At 34.2% G+C, this 25,113-nt stretch carries 14 protein-coding genes; 6 read left to right on the top strand and 8 right to left on the bottom strand.

The features are described 5' to 3' along the window. Nucleotides 1-70: 70 nt before the first annotated feature. Nucleotides 71-862 (bottom strand): THC0290_0291 family protein, encoded by a 792-nt coding sequence (locus H0I32_RS07025; protein WP_173589470.1) that lies wholly within the window; start codon nucleotides 860-862, stop codon nucleotides 71-73. A gap of 301 nt (nucleotides 863-1,163) precedes the next feature. Between H0I32_RS07025 and gdhA the strand changes: the two genes are divergently transcribed. From gdhA to H0I32_RS07005, 4 genes are all read left to right on the top strand, one after another. Beyond that, nucleotides 1,164-2,507 carry an NADP-specific glutamate dehydrogenase gene (gene gdhA / locus H0I32_RS07020; RefSeq protein ID WP_179312411.1) on the top strand — a complete coding sequence of 448 codons (1,344 nt, stop codon included), beginning with the start codon at nucleotides 1,164-1,166 and terminating at the stop codon, nucleotides 2,505-2,507. 121 nt (nucleotides 2,508-2,628) lie between these two features. Continuing rightward, nucleotides 2,629-5,013 (top strand): ABC transporter substrate-binding protein, encoded by a 2,385-nt coding sequence (locus tag H0I32_RS07015; protein WP_179312413.1) that lies wholly within the window; start codon nucleotides 2,629-2,631, stop codon nucleotides 5,011-5,013. 3 nt (nucleotides 5,014-5,016) lie between these two features. Beyond that, nucleotides 5,017-5,736, top strand: coding sequence for a DNA repair protein RecO (recO, locus tag H0I32_RS07010; protein WP_179312415.1), 720 nt, complete (start codon nucleotides 5,017-5,019; stop codon nucleotides 5,734-5,736). A gap of 29 nt (nucleotides 5,737-5,765) precedes the next feature. Continuing rightward, entirely contained in the window at nucleotides 5,766-8,195 is a 2,430-nt protein-coding gene (locus H0I32_RS07005; RefSeq protein ID WP_179312417.1) for a TonB-dependent receptor plug domain-containing protein, read from the top strand. Nucleotides 8,196-8,813: 618 nt separating this feature from the next. Here H0I32_RS07005 and H0I32_RS07000 read toward each other — a convergent pair. Continuing rightward, nucleotides 8,814-13,736, bottom strand: coding sequence for a choice-of-anchor D domain-containing protein (locus H0I32_RS07000; protein ID WP_179312419.1), 4,923 nt, complete (start codon nucleotides 13,734-13,736; stop codon nucleotides 8,814-8,816). Between the two features lie 275 nt (nucleotides 13,737-14,011). On the opposite strand from H0I32_RS07000, the gene H0I32_RS06995 reads away from it, so the two are divergent. Further along, nucleotides 14,012-14,485 carry a regulatory protein RecX gene (locus H0I32_RS06995; protein ID WP_179312421.1) on the top strand — a complete coding sequence of 158 codons (474 nt, stop codon included), beginning with the start codon at nucleotides 14,012-14,014 and terminating at the stop codon, nucleotides 14,483-14,485. Between the two features lie 1,092 nt (nucleotides 14,486-15,577). Here the strand turns inward: H0I32_RS06995 and H0I32_RS06990 are convergent. The 5 genes from H0I32_RS06990 to H0I32_RS06970 form a co-directional block, all read right to left on the bottom strand. Further along, nucleotides 15,578-16,063, bottom strand: a complete 486-nt coding sequence (locus tag H0I32_RS06990) for a DUF6646 family protein (protein WP_179312423.1) — start codon at nucleotides 16,061-16,063, stop codon at nucleotides 15,578-15,580. 72 nt (nucleotides 16,064-16,135) lie between these two features. Beyond that, nucleotides 16,136-16,984, bottom strand: a complete 849-nt coding sequence (locus tag H0I32_RS06985; protein ID WP_179312425.1) for a cupin-like domain-containing protein — start codon at nucleotides 16,982-16,984, stop codon at nucleotides 16,136-16,138. Between the two features lie 311 nt (nucleotides 16,985-17,295). Continuing rightward, complete coding sequence (locus tag H0I32_RS06980; RefSeq protein ID WP_173589723.1) at nucleotides 17,296-18,945, bottom strand: flotillin family protein; 1,650 nt, start codon at nucleotides 18,943-18,945, stop codon at nucleotides 17,296-17,298. A 31-nt stretch (nucleotides 18,946-18,976) separates the two neighbouring features. Further along, on the bottom strand, nucleotides 18,977-19,612 hold the full coding sequence (locus H0I32_RS06975; protein WP_179312427.1) for a hypothetical protein: 636 nt from the start codon (nucleotides 19,610-19,612) through the stop codon (nucleotides 18,977-18,979). A gap of 1,648 nt (nucleotides 19,613-21,260) precedes the next feature. Next, complete coding sequence (locus tag H0I32_RS06970; protein WP_179312429.1) at nucleotides 21,261-23,087, bottom strand: TonB-dependent receptor plug domain-containing protein; 1,827 nt, start codon at nucleotides 23,085-23,087, stop codon at nucleotides 21,261-21,263. A gap of 120 nt (nucleotides 23,088-23,207) precedes the next feature. Here H0I32_RS06970 and H0I32_RS06965 point away from each other — a divergent pair, with 120 nt between their 5' ends. After that, the gene (locus H0I32_RS06965) at nucleotides 23,208-24,704 is read left to right on the top strand and encodes a PLP-dependent aminotransferase family protein (protein ID WP_179312431.1); all 1,497 of its coding nucleotides are present in this window, start codon (nucleotides 23,208-23,210) and stop codon (nucleotides 24,702-24,704) included. Here H0I32_RS06965 and H0I32_RS06960 read toward each other — a convergent pair. Further along, nucleotides 24,694-25,110, bottom strand: coding sequence for a DUF2007 domain-containing protein (locus tag H0I32_RS06960; protein ID WP_179312433.1), 417 nt, complete (start codon nucleotides 25,108-25,110; stop codon nucleotides 24,694-24,696). The two genes, H0I32_RS06965 and H0I32_RS06960, sit on opposite strands and share 11 nt — an antisense overlap. Nucleotides 25,111-25,113 lie beyond the last annotated feature (3 nt).

Here is a 25,113-nt window from a genome sequence, read left to right as displayed (position 1 = left end):
ACAACCAGTTATAAAAATGAAAAAAGCCAAATCATATGATTTGGCTTTTTTAATATTGTAAAGTGAGTTTTTAGTTCAAGTAAATAATATACCCAAAGTTTAACCAAACAAGCCAGTCATTCGTTTTGTTAGATGCTAATTGATGATCTAAACCATCTGTTTTATCATCAAAAAAGCTTTGAACTCTAAAATCAATCATTAAATCTGAAAGTGTAGTCAGTTTATATCTTACACCAACACTACCTACGATAGAAAGTGTAGATCCGTTTTCGTCAGTTATCGATCCAGGTTCCCAACCAGGATAGAAATTATCTGCATTATATATGTTTTGATCTCCGTAAGTTGTTGTAACACTAGGGCTAAATGCTACATATTGTGCTCCCAAACTTATAAAAGGAGCAAATTTATCACCACCTCTACGTCCGTATGCGAAAGATTTAAGACTCCTAGGGTAAAATTCTAATTGTGCGCCTAAATTCAAATTTTGTGCTTCTCCAGAATGTGCTCTTAATTTTTCACCGGCAACACTATTCTTATCTGCCCACTGTCCGTAATGATCAAGTGTTGTTTTGTTCCAAGATAATTCTGCACGTACTTTAAAGTGATCTCTAAAATAACTATTTCTGAATGATCGGCTGTAGTTGGCGATATAATCAAAGTTCATGTAGTAAACAATACCAATACCAAAACCAACGTTACCTGAATTTGTGCCGAAATCGTAACGTTCTCCAAAGTCAGATTGGTAAGCTACAGGACCAGCTATAATACCAATCTCACTAGAAAAGCCTATCTGCGAATAGCTAAATTGCACAGATAATATTAGTGCTAAAGCAAAGAGTAATTGTTTTATTCTTAGTGTCATGTAATTCTAAAATTGAAGCGCTTACCAAGCAAATATATGTAAACCCGATAAATTAGCAAGCAAACCCGATTAAATGTTTATTTTTTCGGTTTTTTGATAAAATTTGATCTTGTTTCATTAGGAATAAATATCTTTAGAAGATTATAATAATAAAATTGATATTTGTCTTGTTCTAAAAGAATAAGGGTACAATATATTAAAATATTCTTAGAATAATTTATCCTAAATATTTTGCCAAATATAGATTAATATTTAGAAATGTTCAATGTTATAGTTAATTTCAAAATTAAATTATAGTTAAATGAAAAAAGAAATAGACGATTTTTTAGCTAAAGTAGAGGTGAGAAATAGTCATGAGCCTGAATTTTTACAAGCTGTTCATGAAGTTGCAGAATCTTTAATCCCTTACATATCAAATAATCAAGTGTATAACGGTAAAAATATTCTTTTACGAATGGTTGAGCCTGAAAGGTTAATTTCTTTTAGGATTACCTGGGTAGATGATAAAGGCGAAATACAAGTTAATAGAGGTTATAGGATTCAAATGAATTCTGCAATCGGACCTTATAAAGGAGGTCTACGTTTTCATCCTTCTGTAAATGCAAGTATTTTAAAGTTTTTAGCATTTGAACAAGTGTTTAAAAATGCTTTAACAACACTTCCTATGGGTGGAGGAAAAGGAGGAGCTGATTTTGATCCTAAGGGAAAGTCAGATGCAGAAATAATGCGTTTTTGTCAAGCATTTATGAGTGAATTATACAGGCATATAGGTCCAAATACTGATGTTCCGGCAGGTGATATTGGTGTTGGTGGAAGAGAGATTGGTTATATGTTTGGAATTTATAAAAAACTAAAAAATGAGTTTACCGGGATTCTAACAGGGAAAGGACCAACTTGGGGAGGTTCATTAATGCGACCAGAATCTACGGGTTATGGAGTGGTTTATTTTACTCAAAATATGCTGAAGCTTAAAAAAGAAACATTAGAAGGTAAAAGTATAGTTATGTCTGGTTCTGGTAATGTCGCACAGTTTGCTGCAGAAAAAGCCATTGAATTAGGTGCTAAGGTGCTTACATTATCGGATTCTGGTGGGTATATTTTAGATGAAGAAGGTATTGATACAGAAAAATTAGGTTATATAAAAGAACTGAAAAATGTAAAACGTGGTCGTATTAGTGATTATGTTGAAGAATTCCCTAAAGCAAAGTATTTTGTAGGGGAAAGACCCTGGTCTGTAAAATGTGATATTGCTTTACCGTGTGCGACTCAAAATGAATTAAATGGAGATGAAGCAAAACAGTTAGTAAGTCATGGCTGTATTTGTGTTGTAGAAGGTGCTAATATGCCTTCAACACCAGAAGCTATTCAAGTATTTCAAGAAGCTAAATTGTTATTTGCGCCAGGTAAGGCTTCAAATGCAGGAGGCGTTGCTACTTCTGGCTTAGAGATGAGTCAAAATTCACTTCGTTTAAGCTGGTCTAAAGAAGAAGTTGATACACGTTTAAAAGCTATTATGGAAGCTATTCATCAATCTTGTGTTTCATACGGAGAAAATAAAGACGGTTCTATAGATTATATAAAAGGAGCAAATATTGCTGCTTTTGTTAAAATTGCAGATGCTATGTTAGCGCAAGGTGTTGTCTAATAAAATCGGTCTCATAATTAAAAGCTTCTGTTTTCGCAGAAGCTTTTTTTTATATATAATATATGAATCAGACAAAATTATCGTTAGTATTAAATATATTTGAGCAAACCTTAATATACTAATGTCTAACACTTATTTAAAAATCTTAATCCTTGTATTTGGACTTACGGCTTCAAGTTATAGTCAAGATTATTCATCGTTATGGCAAAGCCATTATTCTTATAATGCTATTGTTGATGTTGTTAGTGGTGAAAATAAAATATTTGCAGCGGCACAAAATGCTGTTTTCGAATATAATACACTAACTCATGAGCTTAAGACTATTTCTTCCGTAGAAGGTCTATCGGGTGAGCAAATTACCACAATTTATTACAGTGAGTTTTATCAGTATTTACTTATTGGTTATGAAACGGGATTAATAGAATTGTATTCTGAAACAGATAATTCTGTATTTACTGTGGTAGATATCTTAGATAAACAAAATATTACACCAGCAAATAAAGGTATTAATCATTTTTTTGAAAACGAAGGTCTAATCTATATTTCTACAGATTATGGAATTTCTATTTATGATTTAGAGCGTTTAGAATTTGGTGATACTTATTTTATAGGGAGTGGAGGTTCTCAGGTTACAGTTAAGCAAGTTTCAATTTTAAATAATGAAATTTATGCGGCTTGTATTGATGGGAATGGTTTAAAAAAAGCAGATTTAACGAGTCCTAACTTAATAGATTATAATCAATGGGAAACTGTTTTTGCAGGAAGTTTTTATACCGCGAATGCCATTAATAATAAGATGTATTCTGTTGGAAGTAATAAAATGATTTATGAAATTAATGGAGCTTCAGTAATAGGGTTATTTAGTTTGCCTTTGTTACCTGTAGATGCAGATGTGACAGACTCCAATCTTGTTTATTCAACAACAGGAGGTGTGCGTTTATATGATGAAAATTTACAGCTTGTACAAAATTTTGAACCCTCAGAAGATTTTGATACTGATTTTACCTCAGCTACAGTTTTAGAAGATGAGGTGTTTATTGGTACGGCAGCTTTTGGGGTTTTAACTAATAGTATTTCTACCCCCTCTATTTATACCCAAATTAAACCTAGTGGTCCTATAGATAATAATATTTTTAAATTAAATGCAACGACTCATACGGTTTGGGCTACTTATGGAGAATACTCTGATGTACTTAATCCATATCCTTTAACCTCTATGGGGGTTAGTTATCTTTATAACGATGTTTGGGATGACATACCCGTTGATAGTCTTTTTAATGCTGTAGAATTAAATGAGATTACACCTAGTATATTTAATCCTAATCAGGTGTTTATTAGTTCTTTTTTTAATGGTTTGGTAGAAATTAATGATTTTGAAGCTACCAATTTGTATAATGAAGCTAATAGTGGATTAGAGTCTTTATTGGTGTCGGGAGATCCTGATTATGTAGATGTAAGAGTTTCTGCAACCGACTTTGATAGCAGTGGGTTGTTGTGGGTAATATCTAGTAGAATTGAAAGTCCGTTAAAATCTTACGACCCTAGTTCTGGAACTTGGAGGTCTTACGATTTTTCGAATTTGATTGATCCGCCAAGTGAAGAAGAAGGTTTTTTTGATATGGAGATTGATAATAATGGGACCAAATGGATTGGGTCTTACGATAATGGATTAATTGCTTATAATGAAAATATAACAACAAACCCGCTACGTAATATTAATTCTGAATCTCAAAATGTAGATCCATATTCTCGTTTTTTAAGTTTGGCTATAGATAATAGTAATCAATTATGGACAGGTTCTACAAATGGACTGAGAGTGTTATATAATACATCTGGGTTTTACGATAATACCAATCCTAGTTTAAGTTCTATCATTATTTTAGAGGATGGTATTGCAAAAGAATTGTTAGAGGGTGAATCTATAATCGATATTAAAGTTGATGCTTCTAATAATAAATGGATAGGGACTTTAGATTCTGGTGTTTTCTATTTGTCTCCAGACGGGCAAACGACTATTTATCACTTTACGAATGATAATTCTCCGTTGCCATCTAATCAGATTAGAGATATTTCTATAAATGAAGATGATGGTATTGTTTATATCGCTACAGCAAAAGGTTTATTGTCTTTTAAAGCTGGTGGTTCTGCGGTACAATCTAGTTTAGAAGATGCTTTTGTTTATCCAAATCCTGTACGTCCAGAATACAATATTCTTGGTTTTAGTGATCTTAACGATGTTACTAAAGGCGTAAAAATTAAAGGACTTACAGAGCGTGTAAATATTAAGATTACGGATATTGAAGGTAATTTAGTTGCAGAAGCTCAGTCTAGTGTTAATTTAAGATCGTCTAATGCTAATTATAATTTTGCTATCGATGGTGGGACAGCGATATGGAATGGTAAAAACCTCGCTAATAATGTGGTTAGAACGGGTGTTTATGTCATCTTAATTTCAGATTTAGATACTTTTGAAACCAAAGTGCTTAAGGTGCTTATAGTTAAGTAAAAGATGCTTTCAAAAAACAACAGCATTGTCCTTTCAAAATTAAAATTTAGAGATCACGATCTTATTGTAAAGTGCTATACCGAACAACGTGGTGTGGTAAGTTATTTGTTAAGAGGTGTTTTAAAATCTAAAAAAGGACTATCTAAAACCGTATATTATCAAGTTTTATCACAGCTTCAACTCGATGAAACTTATAAACCTAATCAGTCTCTTCATTATATAAAGGACGTTAAGTTTAATTACATCTATAAAACTCTTCACACTAATATTTATAAAAGTTCTATCGTATTATTTTTATCCGAAATACTTTCAAATGTGTTAAAAGAGGAAGAAAAAAATGAAGACTTATTTGGCTTTATAGCAGCAGCACTTCAATATTTAGATAATGAAGATCAGTTCTCAAACTTCCACCTCTTATTTCTTTTAAAATTAACACGTTATTTAGGGTTTCAGCCTGAAAACATCAATAATAATTATCCTTTCTTCAATTTAGAATCTGGTATTTTTGAAGCTACTAATCATGGTATTTACTCTGTTTCTGGTGAAAATTTAATACTGCTAAAACGCTTATTAGGCACAAATTTTGATGCTTTAAATACCGTAAAAATTAATGCAACGCAAAGGCAAACATTTTTAAATATGTTATTGCATTATTTTGAATTACAATTAGGGAGTTTTAAAAAACCGAAGTCCCTTCAGATCCTTAACGAGGTATTTCATTAGGCTATTTATTTCTGATTTTTATATGAATTATGAGTTTGCAAGTGAGGCACAAAATTACTTATAGTATTTTTTTATTCTTTTTGTTACAGTTGACTTTTGGGCAAACTGTAACTATTTTAGAGGAAGGAAGTCATACTCCAATTCCAGGCATTACGATATACAATATTGATCAAAGTAAAATTGTATTAACGGATATAAATGGGGAAGCTTCACTGTTGGTTTTCGATGCTAATGAAATTCTGTTTTTAAAGGATTTTTTATATGAAAGTCAGCAATTAAGCAAATCAGAAATTATTAAAAATAAAGGGGTTGTATATCTTAAGTCAAAAGTAGAGGGCTTAAATGAGATTGTAATTTCGGCCTCAAAGTTTGAACAAAATAAGCGAGATATACCGCAGACAATCGTTAGTGTTAATGCTAAAAGCATAGCATTTGCTAACCCGCAAACAGGTGCAGACGTTTTAGAAAACACAGGTCATATCTATATTCAGAAAAGTCAAATGGGAGGAGGAAGTCCTATGATTAGAGGTTTTTCTACCAATCGACTTTTAATTACAGTTGATGGCGTCCGTATGAATAATGCCATTTTTAGAGGTGGTAACCTTCAAAATGTGATTGCGATAGACCCTTTTGCTTTACATCATACCGAAGTAACACTTGGTGCAGGTTCTGTGGTTTACGGAAGTGATGCCATAGGTGGTGTAATGAGTTTTTATACCAAAAAACCACAATTATCTAATTCTGATGCGCTAGAATTTAGTGCCAATGTATTAACCCGATATGCTTCTGCAAATAAAGAAAAGACAGGACATTTAGATTTTAATCTGGGTTACAAAAAATGGGCATTTTTAAGTAGCGTGAGTTATACTGATTTTGATGATTTACGGATGGGATCTCATGGACCGGATGATTATTTAAGGCCCGAATATATTACACAACAAAACGGAGAGGATGTTATTGTAGCAAATTCAAATCCCAATGTGCAAACGCCAACGGGTTACTATCAAATAAACTTAATGCAAAAGGTACGTTATAAGCCCTCAAATACTTTAGATTTCGATTTAGGACTTTATTATTCAACAACTTCAGATTTTTCAAGATATGATAGGTTGCTTCGTTATAAAGATGATCATTTGCGTTCTGCAGAATGGAATTATGGACCACAACAATGGTTTATGGGGAATTTTCAGTTGACTAAATTAAGCAGTCGTTCTAATTTGTATGATAAGATTCAGACCACATTAGCTTATCAAAATTTTAAAGAAAGTCGTATGGATCGTGATTTCGGATCTAGCACACGATATGTAAGTGAAGAAAATGTTGATGCTATTTCCATTAATTTAGATTTAGAAAAGCGTTTCAATTCTAAAACATCGTTGTTTTATGGGGTAGAATATTTATATAATAAGGTAGGTTCTGAGGCTGAAGCTCAAAATATAGACACTAATTCTACAGTTTTAGATGTTACGCGTTATCCAGATGGTGCTACATGGCAATCTTTTGCTGCTTATACCAGTTTTAAATATAAACCAAACTCCAAATTTGTGTTTCAGTCGGGTTTACGTTACAATCAAGTTTGGTCTAAAGCCAATTTTACGGCGAATAATGTTTTTTTAGATCTTCCGTTTAATGAGGCTAAAGTGAATACAGGTGCACTAACGGGTACGGCAGGGATTACATGGTCTCCGAGTGCTATGATTCAATGGAAGTTAAATGCATCTACAGCATTTAGAGCTCCGAATATTGATGATATTGGTAAGGTATTTGATTCTGAACCTGGATCGGTAGTTGTGCCAAACAAAGATTTAAAAGCTGAATATGCCTACGGAGGAGAATTAGGTTTGAAACTAGATTTTAACAACAAAGTTATTTTAGACTTAGCGACGTATTATACCTTTTTAGATAATGCTTTGATTCGAAGAGATTATGAATTAAACGGAGAAACAGAAATCGTATATAATGGCGAATTAAGTACGGTTCAAGCCATGCAAAATGCTTCTAAAGCTTGGATTTATGGTTTTGAAGCTGCTCTGGAAATTAATTTTGCAAAGGATTTAAAATTACGTTCGCAGTATAATATTATTGGGGGTACAGAAGATAATAATGGAATTGAAGAACCAATACGACATGTGGCTCCAAGTTTTGGACGCACGCATTTAATTTGGGAAAGAAAAAAGTTACTCTTTGATGCTTTTTTAGTTTATAATAATGAATTATCATTTAATCAATTATCGCCATCAGAAATTGAAAAAGATTATTTGTATGCTTTAGATGCTGATGGAGATCCTTATTCGCCTTCTTGGTACACGCTAAATTTACGAACACAATATCAGTACAATACTCAGCTTAGTTTTACGGCAAGTTTAGAAAATATAACAGATCAGCGTTATAGACCTTATTCTTCAGGGTTATCGGCTGCTGGTAGAAATTTAATTTTGGCTTTAAAGTATCGTTTTTAGGATTTGTTTGAGAAGTAATGATTAGTGTTTCTGTATTGGATTCCTGCTTTCGCAGGAATGACAAAAGGGATGAATTATTTAGTTCAAACTTATATAATGTAATCGTTTTTTTTATTTTGGCATGGGTACGGACTGACTACGGCTTATGTACGGAGTATCTACGGACTATCTATGGAGTGTCTGCGATATACTTAAAATTAGTGTTTTTAATTTAAAGTTATGGTGTTACTGTGTATTCCTGCCTTCAGAGGAATGACAGGAGGTGTCATGTTTTCTTTATGTGATTCCTTATACTTCGGAATGACAAATATGTGAATTTTCTTATTCTGGGGTTTCTTTTGTTTTGAGTTTTATCGAATAGATGTTTTTGATTTGTCTTAAAACGAAGAAAGCGGTTGTGTTGGTTGATTGTTTTGGTGTAGTGGATTCCTGATTTCTCAGGAATGACAAAGGAAATGACAGAAGAATATGAGTTTTCTATTCTCGTAAGATTGGATTGGTTCTCGCTATTTAATTGCTTTTATTATGGTAACAAAAAAAAAGAGGTTTCAATTGTGATTTGAAACCTCTTTTGGTATTTTCTGTTGTTATATTTTCTTGCTTCTTACAGGAATGTAGTTAGTGTTGTTTAATGGCTTTTTTACTAATGACTTGTCCGTTAGATAAGGTAATTTTAGCGATATAAGCTGCTTGGCTTAGTTTAGATAAATCATAAACTTCAGTTGCGTTATTACCTTGTAAATTATAGATGATCCGTCCTGTAACATCCATAATGTCTACGTGTTTTATGGTGTGTGGGTTTCCAACTCTAAACTCCACATTACCATTTTGTAGTTCTGTAATAGTAATGTTATTTGCGTTAATAAAATTATCATCGATAGATAATGTTGTTGGTGTAAATACAATTTCGAAACGCTCATTAAATGTACCGGCATCTAAGCTAAAAGTATAGGGCTGTGTACTTAAGTTGTGTGTAAATCCTAAGGTGTTGTCTTTTAGATATATGTTTTGGTTATCCGTTTCAAATAAACCATCGGCCGCATGTATTCCAAGTGTGTAGTTAGACGCCATTGTTGTCTTTATACCTAAAGGAATGACGTCTGTAATTTGAAAAGGTAACTGAAGCCCTTGAATTTTGTAAGCCTTGTTTTCTATCATAGTATAGAAGTTATTTGTGTTACTTAATTCAGTATCGGCGTCATACATTCTGTCTGCTTCATCTGTTGCATTTTCTATATAACCCACTAAAATACGTTCTAGTGATTCTCCTTCTGGTATTAGGTCTAGCCATATTCTGTGTTTTTCAGTGTTTGCATTTCTATAAAAACCATCGTTGCTTAATCCTGTTCCTCGCATTGCATTATTAAAAATTACATTCTCAGTAGCTTCAGATCCATCTACCATGTTAACCATGAACCCTTGTGCAGCAGCTATATTTCCGTCAAATGTGTTAGGGCCTAATCCAGAACCGCTACTATTGTAAGTTAAATAATCATCTCCATAATTTATAGCGAAATTCTCATAATAGGGGTCTGTATTGGTTGTGCTAGGTAGTGATCCATGTGTCCAGATATTAACATAGCCATTTAGGTTGGTATTAGTCAATAAGAAATCTTCCGCACTTATTGCTGAAGGGTATGGGTTACCTAGTAGATTCCAGTTGTCATCAATTGCGTCTGAATCATCGTAAGTGGGATTAGTACCTCTTGAAATAGGTACATTATACGTTCCGTTTAAAGGTATACCATTATTGAAAGTCGCTGTGTAATCCGTAAGTGTTGTGCCAAAAGCATCTGGACCTCTAATGATATAACCTACGCCAGGATCCATTGTGTTATTAGCTGCGGATTCCCAATTTCCTTGGCTACCGTTTGTGTTAGTTGTTGTTGGGTTCCATTTGTAAATTTTATTAGTGGGTGAATCTGGTGATACATCATCGGTGTTAAATCCTTCCACAGGAGAAGACCAATACACATAATCTAGTTTGCGTATTGATGTTGTGCGCTCCATGCTTATGTTTCCTGTGTTGGTGTTGGTGTTGTCTATTTGTATTAACGATCCATTGTTTTCTATGTTAAAGGTTCCGTTGTTAGTGACGTTGTAATAGACTTCGGCATATTCGTTATCTGTAATTGTTAGTGTTTTTCCACTGTTAATGATTAAACGACATGCGCTGAAGCTGCCTTGTATAGAAGTGTCATAGTTTCCATTAAGAATAACGGCGCTGTTAATTGTTGGTATTGTTGACCAGTTTGTACCATCCCATTCAGAAACGAAGACCTCAAGTTTAACTGCGTTAGACGCTGTGAAACAGGTAGCGCTATTTTCTCTTAACTGACAATAGTATTGGTAACCATTTAAACTAGAGCTGTCTATGACGTTTAGTGTTGCTGATTGTTGCCCTGTGTAGTTTGTGTTACCAGAAAGTATTTCTATCCATGTAGATGTTCCTGGAGTATTATAGTACCATTGGTAGGCTAATTCTTGTGTGTCATCTGATTCGTTGTAGCTTTCTGTACCATTAATTGTAAAACTGGCAGAAAATTCACAAGCAAAGTCAGCGTCTAATGGTTGTAAGGTTATTGTTGGTGCTTCGCCAGTAGAAAAGTCGTAAATACCAACATCTGTATAACTTATAGGTGTAAAACCATCCCAATCATTAGTGTCCCAGGTGGTGCTAGGTGCTGTAATGCCTGAGTTCTTTCTTCTGTAAACATAATCATTGGATGCTACTGTAAACGGGTTTCCTGTTGTTTCTCCCCATAAATCTACCCAAACTTCAGGATTAACGCCATCATCAAAATATAATCTAATATTATCATCTTCGTTAATTCCACCTACACCACTAGTTTGGTTTGCTGTATGCCCCCCTTCTGGATCGGTAGCATTAGTCCCTCCTACAGCCAATAGATATATACTGTTGTTGTTTAACGTATAGGTATTTAGTAACACTGTTGATGATGCTATGGGATCCCCATTATTATGAATACGTATCTCATAATTACTTAGATCTATATTAGTGCCTGTACCATTGTATATTTCAATATAAGTATGTCCTCCACTTCCTGCATCTGTTATTTCGCTGATAAAAAGATCGGTAGGTATGGTACCTGTGCTTCCTTCACAATTTTCAATCAATTGATCAATGACTGTAAATGTTTCTGTACTTAAACAGCCTAAATCATCAGTTATTTCAATACTTCCTGAGGCTGCGCCTACAGGGATGGTGATTTCTAGTTCAGAAGTAGAAATTACGGTTACAGTTGCTGACACACCATTTACAGTAGCTGTGGTTGCGCCTCCAAAATTAGCTGTGCTCGATGTTATGTCTACTACTGTGCCTACAGGTCCGTTATCAGGTAAAAATGTTAGCGTTCCAGAAGGGCAATCTCCATTTCCTTGCACATTAAACGTGTATGGATCTTCGTCTGCATCGTTACTTCTAATGGTTATGACTGCGGTTCTTAAGTTAACACCTGTAGGTGAAAATGAAATCTCGAAATCTATCTCGTTTCCTGATGCTATTGTAGAAACGCCTGGATTTAATGTAATAGCAAATTCTGCCGCATTAGAGGATGTGATGCTTGTTACATTTAGATCTGCAGTACCTTCGTTATGTACATGGTATGTTTTTGGAGCCGAAGTATCGCCCATTACAGTCGCCGCAAAAACGGTATTCCTTCCTGTACTTGCGGCAGCTCCATTTACTATTGATGCACTTGTGTTACGTTCGATATCAATTTCTGGCGCTGGTGTGAATCCAAAACCTGTAAGATTAACAGAACAAGGATTTTCATCAGCATCATTGTTATTAATTGTTAATGTTCCATTTCTTGTTCCGTTTGTAGATGGTGTAAATCTAATTGTAACGGTTTGTGAGTTTCCAGTTGTTAAAGTGAATGGAGTACTTAGCGGAGATACAATAGTATAATCGCCTGTAATGCCCAAAGAGGAAATTGTTAAGTCTAATTCGCCACTATTTTCAATATCAAATGTTATATCAGAAGTGGTAGCAATTGCAATATTTCCGTAATCTATAATAAATCCGCAGTCTTGGTTGGTTGCGGTGTTATCTACTAATTGTAATTCTGGTTTTGGGACGTTACAATTAACAACACCCGGAGTTCCATTTCCTGTACCTAAATTATCCCAATTTGCAGTAGGTTTATTATCGTTAGAGCAATCTGTAAATTCATAGTTTTTATTGTCAGCAAATTTATTAGAGCTACTTCCTGCTTCATCTATTATAGTTGAACCTTGTTTTAAAACTACATATCCTGTTGAATTTAAACTAAAACTTGTTGAAGGAACGAAATCTGGAGTAATAGTAGAATATGAAGTTCTTACTGCTATTACATAAGCTGAGTTAGCGGCTATGCTTCCTGTTAAATTTAAAGTTCTTTCTAAAGTTGAAGCATTATAATATAATAACGTCCAGCCGGATAAATCGACAGATGTTGATCCAAAATTAGCTAATTCGATATATTCATTATTGAAACTTCCGCCATAACCACTTCCTGCAAATTCAGTAATAACAATTTGAGGAGCTACATAAACAGTAAAACTCACGCTTATGGTATGCGCAGCAGTGACATTGTTAAAAGTATAAGAAGTTAAAGCTCCAACTGAGACTCCATCAACTAAAACATCATCTACGGCATAACCACTATCAGCAGTTATAGTAAAAGTTTCATCATCTCCGCAACCAACACTTGTGCTACCACTTGGGCTAATAGAGCCATTAGCACCTGCGGATGCTGTAATGTTATTTGTGTCTTGGGTGTAAACTGCTGTTATTGTGTGATTTGCGGTAACATTAGTAAATGTATAAGGTGTTGTGCTGCCTACATTGGAGCCATCTACAACCCAGTTTGTAAAGGTGTAACACGCGTCTGGTGTTGCTGTAAAAGATTGATCGTCTCCATCATCTACTACTGTTGTACTTGGAGAAATAGTACCGCCTGTTGCCTGGGTTACGGTTATTAGGTTTCCTGAAGTAGGTGTTCCGTTTAATACAATATTATCAAAACCAGCATAGTCACTACCACCATTTTGTTTTGCTTTTAGAATTAAATATACAGAGGTTGTTAGGTCGTTGACATTATGAGTTATAGTATTCCATCCACTTGTATTGTCATCCAAATTAGTAACATTAGCAGTTCTCACTCCATCTTCCCATATTTCATAGCCTAAATCATCTCCAGTATCAAACGCAATTATATTATAATCGAAAGTGATCGTTACACCTGTGTATGCAGAAACATCATAACTAGGAAATGTAATGGTTTCCCAACTTCCGCCACCACAATTTCCGTCTAAGTCTCTGATTCCCCAAAATCGACTGCCATCATTGGGGTTTATGGAAGAAAGGGATGTGGAATAATCCCATATGTCTGAACTGATATTACAAGCGGGTGTTGAAAAGGTTAAAGGCGCCCATGTGTCACCAGATACTTCAAAACTTTGAGTTGCTATCTGTCCATACCCAGACAAAACAAAACATAAAAAGGCGATAAGGGAAAGTGCGTAGTTTTTTACCATAGGGATAGTTGAGGGTTAGTGACTGACAAATGTATTCTAATATTAGATTCGGTTAATGTCTTGTAAGTTATGTATTTATTAACAATAGGAGATTGTGTTTTTGCAACTTACCTATTAAGTGTGTGATAAATCGGTTAAACGGTAATTTAACATTGTGATAAATTCGATGTTTTAACATTTAGTGGTTTGTGATTGTTATTTATTTAGGGTTTTGACTGCATTATATGTTGCAGCGCTATCTTTTGTTTTGGGATTCTATTGTACTTTTGAAATCTATGGATTTAAGTAAAAGCTATACGGTAGCGGAGGCTCAAAAAAAACTAGAGCATTATTGTGCTTACCAAGAGCGTTGCCATAAAGAAGTGCGGCAAAAGTTGAGAGATATGGGTATGATCCCTGAGGTTATAGATCATATTACGGTACACTTAATTGAACATAACTTTTTGAACGAGGAACGTTTTGCTAAGGCTTTTGTACGTGGGAAGTTTCGGATGAAAAAATGGGGTAAAAACAGGTTGGTACGTGAGTTGAAGTTTAGAGCTATTTCTAAGTATAGCATGGATGTGGCACTTAAAGAAATTGATCTTGATGATTATGAGCAGACGTTAGATGACTTGGTGCAAAAGCGCATTGCTCAGGTTAAGGAACCTAATGTTTATAAGAAGAAAAAAAAGGTGGCGGATTATTTGTTGTATCGGGGGTGGGAATCTGCTTTGGTTTATGATAAAATTAATGCGTATTTGAAATAAAAATGGACTGTTTGATAGGAGTGGATTTTAGATTTTGGAGGTGAGACATTTCGACTGCGCTCAATGTGACAATAGGAATACGCTCAATGTGGCAAAAAGGATTGTTATTAATGAGATATTTGGACTGTGTTTAATTTGAGAACTAAGAGATTTTAGTTTTTTTGAAGTCTGGGTTTGGGATTTATGATATTGGTTGGTTTAGTATTTTAGATTTTGGGAGGTTAGACATTTCGACTGCGCTCAATGTGACAATAGGAATACGCTCAATGTGGCAAAAAGGATTGTTATTAATGAGGTGTTTCGATTGTGTTTAATTTGAGAACTAAGAGATTTTAGTTTTTTTGAAGTCTGGGTTTGGGATTTATGATATTGGTTGGTTTAGAATTTTAGATTTTGGAGGTTAGACATTTCGACTGCGCTCAATGTGACAAAAGAATTATACTTAATGTGGCAAAAAGGATTGTTATTAATGAGGTGTTTCGATTGTGTTTAATTTGAGAACTAAGAAATTTTAGTTTTTTTGAAGTCTGGGTTTGGGATTTATGATATTGGTTGGTTTAGTATTTTAGATTTTGGGAGGTTAGACATTTCGACTGCGCTCAATGTGACAATAGGAATACGCTCAATGTGGCAAAAAGGATTGTTATTAATGAGGTGTTTCGATTGTGTTTAATTTGAGAACTAAGAGATTTTAGTTTTTTTGAAGTCTGGGTTTGGGATTTATGATATTGGTTGGTTTAGAATTTTAGATTTTGGAGGTTAGACATTTCGACTGCGCTCAATGTGACAATAGGAATACGCTCAATGTGACAAAAAGGATTGTTATTAATGAGGTGTTTCGATTGTGTTTAATTTGAGAACTAAGAGATTTTAGTTTTTTTGAAGTCTGGGTTTGGGATTTATGATATTGGTTGGTTTAGTATTTTAGATTTTGGAGGTTAGACATTTCGACTGCGCTCAATGTGACAATAAGAATACACTCAATGTGGCAAAAAGGATTGTTATTAATTTGGTATTTGTAGTTAATAACAAAACAAAGAGGTCGACTAAATAATTAGTCGACCTCTTTGTTTTATATGTGTTGGTAAATGTTTATAAATTAAACGTCATACCAAGGTTTAATGAAAATTGGTTATTAATATCTATATAATCGTCTGGGTCGTATTTTGCTAAAGGAAAGTTAGCTTCTGTATACACACCAAAACCTTCTGTAAAGAAATAACGTGCCCCAACGTGACCACCAAAATTCTTAAGACTTAAATTTAATCCAGGATAAAGATCAAAGTTTTCATCGATGTTTATAACGTTACCTAAGTTAGCGTTAAAACGCGCTTTTAAATCAAAACGATCTCCAAAGTCAAGATCTTTAATTCCAGTAGCGCCTCCTAATGCATAAGAAGAAGATACACCTACAGAGATGTTTTCGCCTAAACCGTGATCGAAACTTACATTAACACCTGTAGCGTAATCTTGGAAATTAGCACCTACTTGGAATTTTTGATCTCCTTTACCTTCAAAGGCTTGTGCGTTACCAAAACTAAAAGCTAATAAAGCAACTGCAAGTAAAATATTTTTCATGTTTTTCATTTTAAAATAAGGGTCAAATATACAAATAGTATTTTATTTATGTCAGAAAATTAGAGGAATCACTTATGTGTTTCTGAGGGCTTTTTTATTTTTCCAATCGATCCATTTTTGACCTTTTATATATCGCATTACATTATCTATGTTACGCATTATAAAAAGGTTATAAATAGCTTTGCTTAAATTTTTAGGGTTCTGAGCAATGCCCCGTAAGCTCATAGAAAAGCCAGGGGTAAGGTAACGCATGTAATGCCAGTAACCTTCTGGTATGTATAAAATTTCTCCATGGTTAAGGTTGCACACCCAACCTTTGGCGTGTTTTAAGTTGGGCCATTTTTCTAAATCTGGATTATGGAAATCGATATCTTCTCTGGTGATTAATGAATAAGGAACTTTATATAAATACTTATTTTGTTTCTGGTCGAATAAAATGCATTGCTTTTTACCTTCAAAATGAAAGTGAAAAATATTAGCTAAGTCAATATCATAGTGCATAAAGGTGTATGAATCCTTTCCTCCAAAAAATAACATGGGTAGTTTTTTAAATAGTTGCAATCCGAAATCAGGAAACTGAAAGTCTTTTTGAAGTTGCGGCACTTCCTTTAGGATATTCCATAAGAAAATGCGGTATTTAGTAGGTTCGCGTTTCAGTAAATCTACATAATCACTCATTTTCATTTCAGCATGTGCTTCATTGAATTTGTTATTGTGACTTATGGGTCTGTTGTCATAAAGCGGTACCGTTTTGTCGCCTGCGACTTCTTTAATATAATCTAAGTTCCATTTGGTATAGGCAGGCCAATCTTCTATATAGTGTTCTATAACCACGGGTTTTTGTGGTTTGAAGTAATTTTTTATAAAATCTTCCTTAGTGATGGTTTTAACACGTGGTATGTCTTGAAGATTAAGTTTCAAAAGGCGTAAAGGTTTAGAATCTAAAGTTACAAAAACCTAAGTTAAGGTTTAAAATGAAGGTAAAAGAAAAGGCTTCAAAATTAATTGAAGCCTTTTTTACTTAGAATATGTTCTCGATACAATTTACAATCCGAAAGCTTTCAGATTGTAAATCACTCGAACTGCCGTTTTGGTAGTTTAGAGTTTTCGATTTATGAAAACAAGTATTGGTTTCCTCTGCTTTAACATTAGTTCTCGATACTATTTATGACCCGAAAGCTTTCGGGTCATAAATTACTCGAACTGACGTTTCCACTTGGACAGAGATGTGATTATTCTTCAATTGTAGCATCACCTGATTCAACTGATGTTGATTCAATTGGTGTAGCTTCAATCTCTTTTTTATCTTTTCCTTTTAAATATTCAGGTAAATCCATACCAGCCATATTAAACATTTCTTGTAAAGGTGGTACTGATTTGTACATGCCAGATAAGAAGTTAGCTGTAGATGATTTTCCATCTTCTCCATTAGCGCCGCTATCCCAAACGGTAACCTTATCAATTTTAATGTTTTTAATCGCTTCAGATTGAATTTGCACTAATTCTGGTAATTTATCCGCAATCAATAATAATACAGCATCTCTACTATTATTACCGGCAGCTTTTACAATTTGCTCCATACCAGAGGCTTGCTTAGTTAATATTTCAAGCTGTCCTTGTGCTTCTGCTTGTGCTTTAAATAAAATAGCGTCTGCTTCCCCTTTTGCTTTTCTTCTAATACGTTCTGCATCTGCTTCGGCGTCAATTTCAGCTTTTTGTTTATCTATTTCAGCTGGTACAACGATATCTGCTAATTGGGTTGAGCGTACACGTTCTGCTCTTGCAATTTCGGCATTTTTTTCTGCAGCATAAGCTTCTTCTAAAGCTTTTGCAGCTTGTACTTTTTCAGAAGCGTTAGCTCGTTTTTCTGCTTCTGCTTCTTTTTCTCTTCTTAAAGCATCCGATTCTGCAATCGAGATTTTTGCTGTGTTTTCTCCATCAATAGCACGTGCATTTGCTTCCGATGTTTTAATTCTTTCATCTTTTAAAGATTCAGCTTCACCAATTTTTGCTAATGCAATAGCGCTTGCTGTTTGTACTCTTTCGTTCTGGTTTGCGTTTGCTTCACCAATTTTTGCAAGTGCATTAGCCGCTGCAATTTGAGTACGTTCGTTTTGTGCTGCATTTGCTTCACCAATTTTTGCTTTAGCATGCAACTCTGCAACTTGTGTTCTTTCATCTTGTTCTGCGTTAGCTTCACCAATAGAACCATCTCTAGTTTTCTCTGCAACTGATTTACGTGCTGCGTTAATTGCGTGAGCTGCGGCTTCTTTACCAAGAGCTTCGATATAACCAGATTCGTCAACAATATCTGTAATGTTTACGTTAATCAGTTTTAAACCTACTTTCTTTAATTCTGTTTCTACAGATTGAGAAATGTTAGTTAAAAATTTGTCACGGTCATTGTTAATTTCTTCAATATCCATAGACGCTACGACTAAACGTAACTGACCAAAAATGATTTCTTTTGCTAGTTCTTGAACATCTTGTGCTCCTAAACCTAATAAACGTTCTGCTGCATTTTGCATAACACCAGGTTCTGTAGATACCCCAATTGTAAAACGAGATGGCACGTTAACTCTAATGTTTTGTTTAGATAATGCATTAACCAAATTCACTTCAATTGAAATTGGTGTTAATTCTAAGAATTCATAATCTTGAATTACAGGAATAATAAAAGCAGCACCACCATGGATACATTTGGCAGATTGGCCTCCTCCAACTTTTCCGTATACGACTAAGATGCGGTCAGATGGACAACGTTTGTAGCGTTTTATTAAAATTAATAATGTGACTACAATAAATAAGACTACAAAAATTAGCAGCATAGGTCCGCCAAGTCCTTGTATATTAACTGTTTCTTGAATGGTTAGTAAGTTCATTTGCATATAGGTTTGATTGGTTAAATTTTAATTATGATAGTTTTTTTTGTGGGTTATTGGGTAATGCTTTGCTATTTTCAACTTTTGAAGGTTGAATTGGTTTACGTGTTCTATCTACGATGAGAATTCCGTTTGAAGTCACATCCACGACTTTAATTATAGTTCCAGATTTTAGTTCTGTTAAAGAATCGGTTAGTGCATCAAGTTCTCGCATGGATCCTTGAACACTAACAGTTACTTTTCCCATAGTTGTTCTGTCTGCACCGATGGTTAAGTAGACTTCACCAACAGCATCTAAAGCATTTTTATATTTTAAAGTTCCGCTATCCGAAAGCTTACTTATAAAGTAAAAAAGAGAGGCCATAATTACCATCATCAATAAGCCAGAAATGATAGATATGATAATCGTTAGAGGTTTTGAAAGTCCGGCATCGATACAAGTAATACCACTCCAACCAAAAATGGTAAAGAAAGCGACAAGATTTTTAAAAGATATAAATTGAAATCCGGCTTCTACATCTATTTCAGAGTCAATATCCCCAATCTCGTCAGCATCACCTCCAACAAAAGTTAATACCATAACGATAGAAAAGATGAGCGAACCTATAATGGCAACGAGCCAATATACTTGCGCTAGAAAATCTAAATTTAAGTACCATTCTGTCATGAGATTTCGTTTAAATTTTGAGTTAATAAATATACAACCATTGTAAGCTTATGCAATCTTTTTTTTTGAAAGTCAATTAGGTTACGTGTGGTAAACAATTTTGAATTTTTTAAGTGCTTTTTTTTGTTTTTTTGAAAAGATTTGATTCAAAAATTCGACAATTAAAAAAGGTGAAGTTTTGGGTTTAAGTTCGGTCGTTTTTGTGCTTATTTTTTTACTAATTTGATTTGGGTAATGATTGGTTTACAAAGTATAAGTAGCGTTTGTTGAGGTTTTGTTACAGGTAATTTGAGAAATATTTTGTTTTACAGTCTTAGGAGTTGTTGTTTAATAAGTTCTCGATACTATTTTTCGTTCCTCAAAATCACTCGAACTGACGGTCGTATTTGAAGTGATGTTTAGGGTTTTGTTTTATGATTTATGTAGTTTTTGTGGATTCTTGCTTTCGCAGGAATGACAAAATGGTTGCTTCTCGATACGATTATTTTTCTCTGCGTTACAAATAATCACTCGAAGTGACGTTTTTGTAGTGATTTTATGTTTTAGATAGAAAGGGGTTTAAAGTGGATTCCTGCTTTCTCAGGAATGACAGATTTTTATTGATTTTATAGTTTCTGTGTAAGTATCTAAGAGGCTGCTTTAAGTGATGGTGTTTATTATACTTTTCTTTTATGTTTCTATGTTTCTATGTTTTGTGTGAGTTAATGTTATGTCGTCAGTTCGAGTGCCGACGTAGGAGGTTTATCGAGAACTGATTGTTGGTTGCTTCTCGATACGATTATTTTTCTCTGCGTTACAAATAATCACTCGAAGTGACGTTTTTGTAGTGATTTTATGTTTTAGATAGAAAGGGGTTTAAAGTGGATTCCTGCTTTCTCAGGAATGACAGATTTTTATTGACTATATGGCTTTATTTTACATAAGTCTACCTTAAGTGATGGTGCTTATTATACTTTTCTTTTATGTTTCTATGTTTCTATGTTTCTATGTTTCTATGTTTTGTGTGAGTTAATGTTATGTCGTCAGTTCGAGTGCCGACGTAGGAGGTTTATCGAGAACTGATTGTTGGTTGCTTCTCGATACAATTATTTTTCACTGCGTTACAAATAATTACTCGAAGTGACGTTTTTGTAGTGATTTTATGTTTTAGATAGATAGAGGATAGAAGTGGATTCCTGCCTTCGCAGGAATGACAGATTTTTATTGACTATATGGCTTTATTTCACATAAGTCTAAAAGTCTACCTTAAGTGATGGTGTTTATTATACTTTTCTTTTATGTTTCCATGTTTTGTGTGAGTTAATGTTATGTCGTCAGTTCGAGTGCCGACGTAGGAGGTTTATCGAGAACTGATTGTTGGTTGCTTCTCGATACAATTATTTTTCACTGCGTTACAAATAATTACTCGAAGTGACGTTTTGGTAGTAATCATATATTTTGGATAGATAGAGGATAGAAGTGGATTCCTGCCTTCGCAGGAATGACAAAAGGAATGACAAAATAGAATAATTAAAAAGAAGACTTATGCGGAAACAGAAAATCCGCAAAGCATTTAATAGCATTGCGGATTTTAAAATTTTCAATTTATTTTTATAAGTGTAGCTTTAGATTCCTGCTTTTTCAGGAATGACAATTGGAATAAAAACCATTAACGGAATTTATAACGCATACCAAATAACACGTTGCTCGGAGGCATTGGTGTATAACCAGACTCTATATAATCTGCATCAAAAATATTGCTTGCTGTAACTGAAAGTTCTACTTGTTTTAGGCTCATTACAATAGAGGCATCCCAAACATTATAGGTTTGTCCGGTGGTACGTTCTGCATATTTGTAAATGATATTTTGGTTTATGTTTTTGAATAATTTAGTGCTTAATCTTGTTGTAAAATGATGTTTTAAAGTGTTTAAAGAGTAACGTGATAATTCTTCGTTTTGTTCTAAAATATTATCGTCTAAATACGCATATCCAAAAGCTAAAGTTTGTTTGTAGTTCTTCACGTTAAAATTGTAAGCAACATCTAATTCTAATCCTTTGGTATTGACTTCTGCAATGTTGGTGGCTGTGTAAATTTCATCAACCGTATTGGGTCTCACAAAATCGATAAGGTTAGTGGCATCTCTATTAAAAACAGATAGGCTTGCTCTAATTTTATGAGCATTGTATTTTATTCCGATTTCCTGAGAAAAAGCTTCTTCGGGTTCTAGGTCTGCATTACCAATGGTTCTTGGGTCGTTGTAATAGAGATCTGTGTAAGTTGGTATTCTGTAAGTAAAACCAATATTTCCGTAGGCTTTTAAATTATTGGTGATATCAAAACCAACATCTAGCCCTGGGAACCCATTAAATTTAAAATCTGAAAAATACGTTACGGCAACTCCAGGTGTAATATCTAAACGGTCATCTATAAATTGGAAACGGTGTTCTAAGAAAACGGTCGTCATAAAACGATTACGGTCTCCTAAATTATTACTGCGTAAATAGGTTTTAGACATATCAATACCAAATCCGGTAACCCCTAGTTTAGAGGTGTAAGAGGCATTCGCTTCTGCTCCTATTTTATTCGAAATATGAACATTTCTAAAGAAATTAGGTTCAAAACGTTTTAAAAGGAAAATATCTTGGTTACGTTTCCAGTAGATACGTGGTTGAATTTTAAGTTTTTCAGATTGAAACTTTGTAGTAAATGCTATTAAACTATTTTGAGTTTCTTCATATTCATTAAAATCAGGGCTTGTTGTGTAGAAGTTTTCAGCCCCAAATTTACGTTCAGAAAACGTGGTGATCATTTCAATAGCTTGCGCATTTTTATTAAACGTGCTTTTTAGAAAGTAATTAGAATTATCATAATCCGAATTACTGCGGTAGCCTTCCGAAGTCATTCTATCCACATGAAGTATGTGTGTAGAATTCTCTAATTCAGAACCCACGGTTACCGAACCATTAAGTTGTCCAAAAGAGCCCGTTTCTACACTTGCCGAAACCGAATTATCTAACGTCGATTTTGTAACGATATTGATAGCACCTGTAAATGCATTTTGTCCAAAGACACGAGCCGCAGGACCTTTAATAATTTCAATACGCTCAATCACTTCAATTGGTACAGCCGCATTTAAGGTATTGTGTCCTGTTTGCACATCATCCATTTTAATACCATCGATTAATAAAAGGGTTTGGTCAAATCCGCCACCTCTAATAAATAAATCGGCCTGACTTCCACCGGTTCCACGGCGTCTAATATCTACGCCAGCCACTTGCTGTAATAAATCTACAACGGTAATTGCAGCGCTTCTTTTAATATCTGCAGAAGTGATAATATTTATAGTTCTCGAGTTTTCTTTAAAGGGTAGGTCTATTCGTGTTGAGGTAATGACTACTTCACTTAAGGAATCTGTTTTTACTTCTTGCTCTTGTGCATTCAGCTTAAAACAAGTAATTAGAAGACATGTGAAAAGATAGATTGTATTTTTCATTAATTTAAATTTTGCAATAAATTGTTAAGGTTCAAAACTTACATTCTACATCTGATTTGGTTTTGAACGTTGCAAAAGTCGTAACTTTCCGGACGATTAAAGTAGTCCAGTTATAAAACAATGAATAGTCCGGTTAGTCAAATTATAAAACAACTCGTTACTTTTGATAAATCTATTGTGCAACCTGTATATGTGCAAGTTGCTCAGCAGATTATAAATGCAATACAACGCGGTTATTTAGATAAAGGTAGCAAATTGCCGGGAACCCGCGTCTTTAGTCAGCTATTAAATATTCACAGAAATACAGCTGTTGCTATTTACGAAGAATTAGCATCACAAGGTTGGGTGGATATTGTTGCTAATAAGGGGACTTTTGTTTTACTTCCTGAAGCCTCTGCGACTAAAATTAAAGCCACAACACAACATTTAGATCGTGCGTATACATACCCAAAAGTAGCAGGTTTTCCGTTTCAGAAGTCCTTTCATTTGGCTTCAACAGCGCAAGAAACAACTGCAAAATATACGATTAACGATGGGCAACCCGATTTAAGATTGCATCCGGTGCATCAATTTTCTAGATGGTATAGTGCTGCGATGAAGCGTAAACCACTCATTAATAAATGGAACAAAACAACGGTTTTAACGCCTTCTGTTTTTAGTACACAGCTTTGTAATTATTTGAATGCCACACGAGGTTTTCATATTAATTCGAATAATTTAATGAATACGCGAAGTACTGAGATGAATCTTTATGTGGTGTCTCAGCTTTTAATAGCGCCAAATGATTTGGTACTTGTTGGACAGTTAAGTAATTATGCATCCAACATGATTTTTCAAGAAGCAGGTGCTACAATTCGAACCATTCCGGTAGATGAAGAAGGTTTAAATGTAGACTATATACGAAAGCATTTTGTAAAACAAAGTATTCGTTGTGTGTATGTCTGTGCCAATAGAGATTATCCGACAACTGTAACTTTAAGTGCTAAGCGCCGTTTAGAGTTGTTAGAATTAGCAAAAACTTATGGGTTTGCAATTATAGAAGATGATTACGATTACGATTTTCAGTTTGATGGTTCTGCTATGTTACCTATGGCAAGTGCTAATACCAATGGTATGGTTATTTATTTGGGTAAATTAGGGCAATCGTTATTTCCTAGTTTTCATACAGGATTTGTGGTAGCGCCAGAAAATTTTATTCAAGAAGCCAAAAATTACTTGCAATTATTAGATAAACAAGGCGATTTAATACAGGAGCAAATGTTGTCCGAGCTTATTTCTGAAGGTGAAATTTACCGTCTAAAGAAAAAAAATATTGTGACTTATAAGCAACGTCGTGATTGTTTGTGTCATTATTTGACGTTTTATTTTGAGGGGATTATCATTTGGGAAAAACCTTTAGGGGGTTTGGCTATATGGTTGCAGTTTGTAGAAACCATTTCTTTAGTGAAGCTCGCAGAAGAAGCAGAGAAAGTTGATTTATTTCTACCGAAAACTATTTTATACCAAGATAAAAACACCTGTGCCATTCGTTTTGGTTTTGGACATTTAAACGAAGATGAGCTAGAAAATGTGATTAAAAAGTTAAAACTCGCTTATGATAAGGTGCTTAGTTTTTAAGCGGAAATTCGGTTTTACAATCGTCACATTTGTATTGGTAACGCGTACTGAAAGGTAAGGTTCCGGTTAGGAAACCAATAAGAAAAGAAACTAAGGATTTAAAATTAGTGATGGTAGAATAGAGTTCAATACGGTTTTTACCACAATTAGGGCAGGTGATAGGTTCTCCTTCGTTATCTACAGAATATTGTTGAATAGATTGTAAGATCTCTCTTGCTGTTTCTTCGTCTTTAGCTAAGACTTTCAATTTTATGCCACCAATGGCGTTGCTTACTAAAGGATCGGTGTCAATGGTAATGTTATCTTTTAAGAATACTTGAATGCCGTCTGATTCTAATCGGCCTTTCATAATTTCTGCTTCAGAAGAATATTGAAATCTAGCTATGGTAACAAAGGTGTCTTGCATTTT

Source organism: Winogradskyella sp. HaHa_3_26, from assembly GCF_019278425.1.
In the GTDB taxonomy this organism is placed as follows: Bacteria; Bacteroidota; Bacteroidia; order Flavobacteriales; family Flavobacteriaceae; genus Winogradskyella; species Winogradskyella undariae.
Note: the sequence above shows the minus strand (reverse complement) of the source record. Positions and strands in the feature narration are given on the sequence as shown.

Coding starts and splice junctions, on each gene's coding strand:
- recO (WP_179312415.1), top strand. CDS start 5,017: ATGCTTTCAAAAAACAACAGCATTGTCCTTTCAAAATTAAAATTTAGA.
- H0I32_RS07005 (WP_179312417.1), top strand. CDS start 5,766: ATGAGTTTGCAAGTGAGGCACAAAATTACTTATAGTATTTTTTTATTC.
- H0I32_RS06960 (WP_179312433.1), bottom strand. CDS start 25,110: ATGCAAGACACCTTTGTTACCATAGCTAGATTTCAATATTCTTCTGAA.
- H0I32_RS07015 (WP_179312413.1), top strand. CDS start 2,629: ATGTCTAACACTTATTTAAAAATCTTAATCCTTGTATTTGGACTTACG.
- H0I32_RS06970 (WP_179312429.1), bottom strand. CDS start 23,087: ATGAAAAATACAATCTATCTTTTCACATGTCTTCTAATTACTTGTTTT.
- H0I32_RS07025 (WP_173589470.1), bottom strand. CDS start 862: ATGACACTAAGAATAAAACAATTACTCTTTGCTTTAGCACTAATATTA.
- H0I32_RS06995 (WP_179312421.1), top strand. CDS start 14,012: ATGGATTTAAGTAAAAGCTATACGGTAGCGGAGGCTCAAAAAAAACTA.
- H0I32_RS06965 (WP_179312431.1), top strand. CDS start 23,208: ATGAATAGTCCGGTTAGTCAAATTATAAAACAACTCGTTACTTTTGAT.
- H0I32_RS06980 (WP_173589723.1), bottom strand. CDS start 18,945: ATGAACTTACTAACCATTCAAGAAACAGTTAATATACAAGGACTTGGC.
- H0I32_RS06975 (WP_179312427.1), bottom strand. CDS start 19,612: ATGACAGAATGGTACTTAAATTTAGATTTTCTAGCGCAAGTATATTGG.
- H0I32_RS07000 (WP_179312419.1), bottom strand. CDS start 13,736: ATGGTAAAAAACTACGCACTTTCCCTTATCGCCTTTTTATGTTTTGTT.
- gdhA (WP_179312411.1), top strand. CDS start 1,164: ATGAAAAAAGAAATAGACGATTTTTTAGCTAAAGTAGAGGTGAGAAAT.
- H0I32_RS06990 (WP_179312423.1), bottom strand. CDS start 16,063: ATGAAAAATATTTTACTTGCAGTTGCTTTATTAGCTTTTAGTTTTGGT.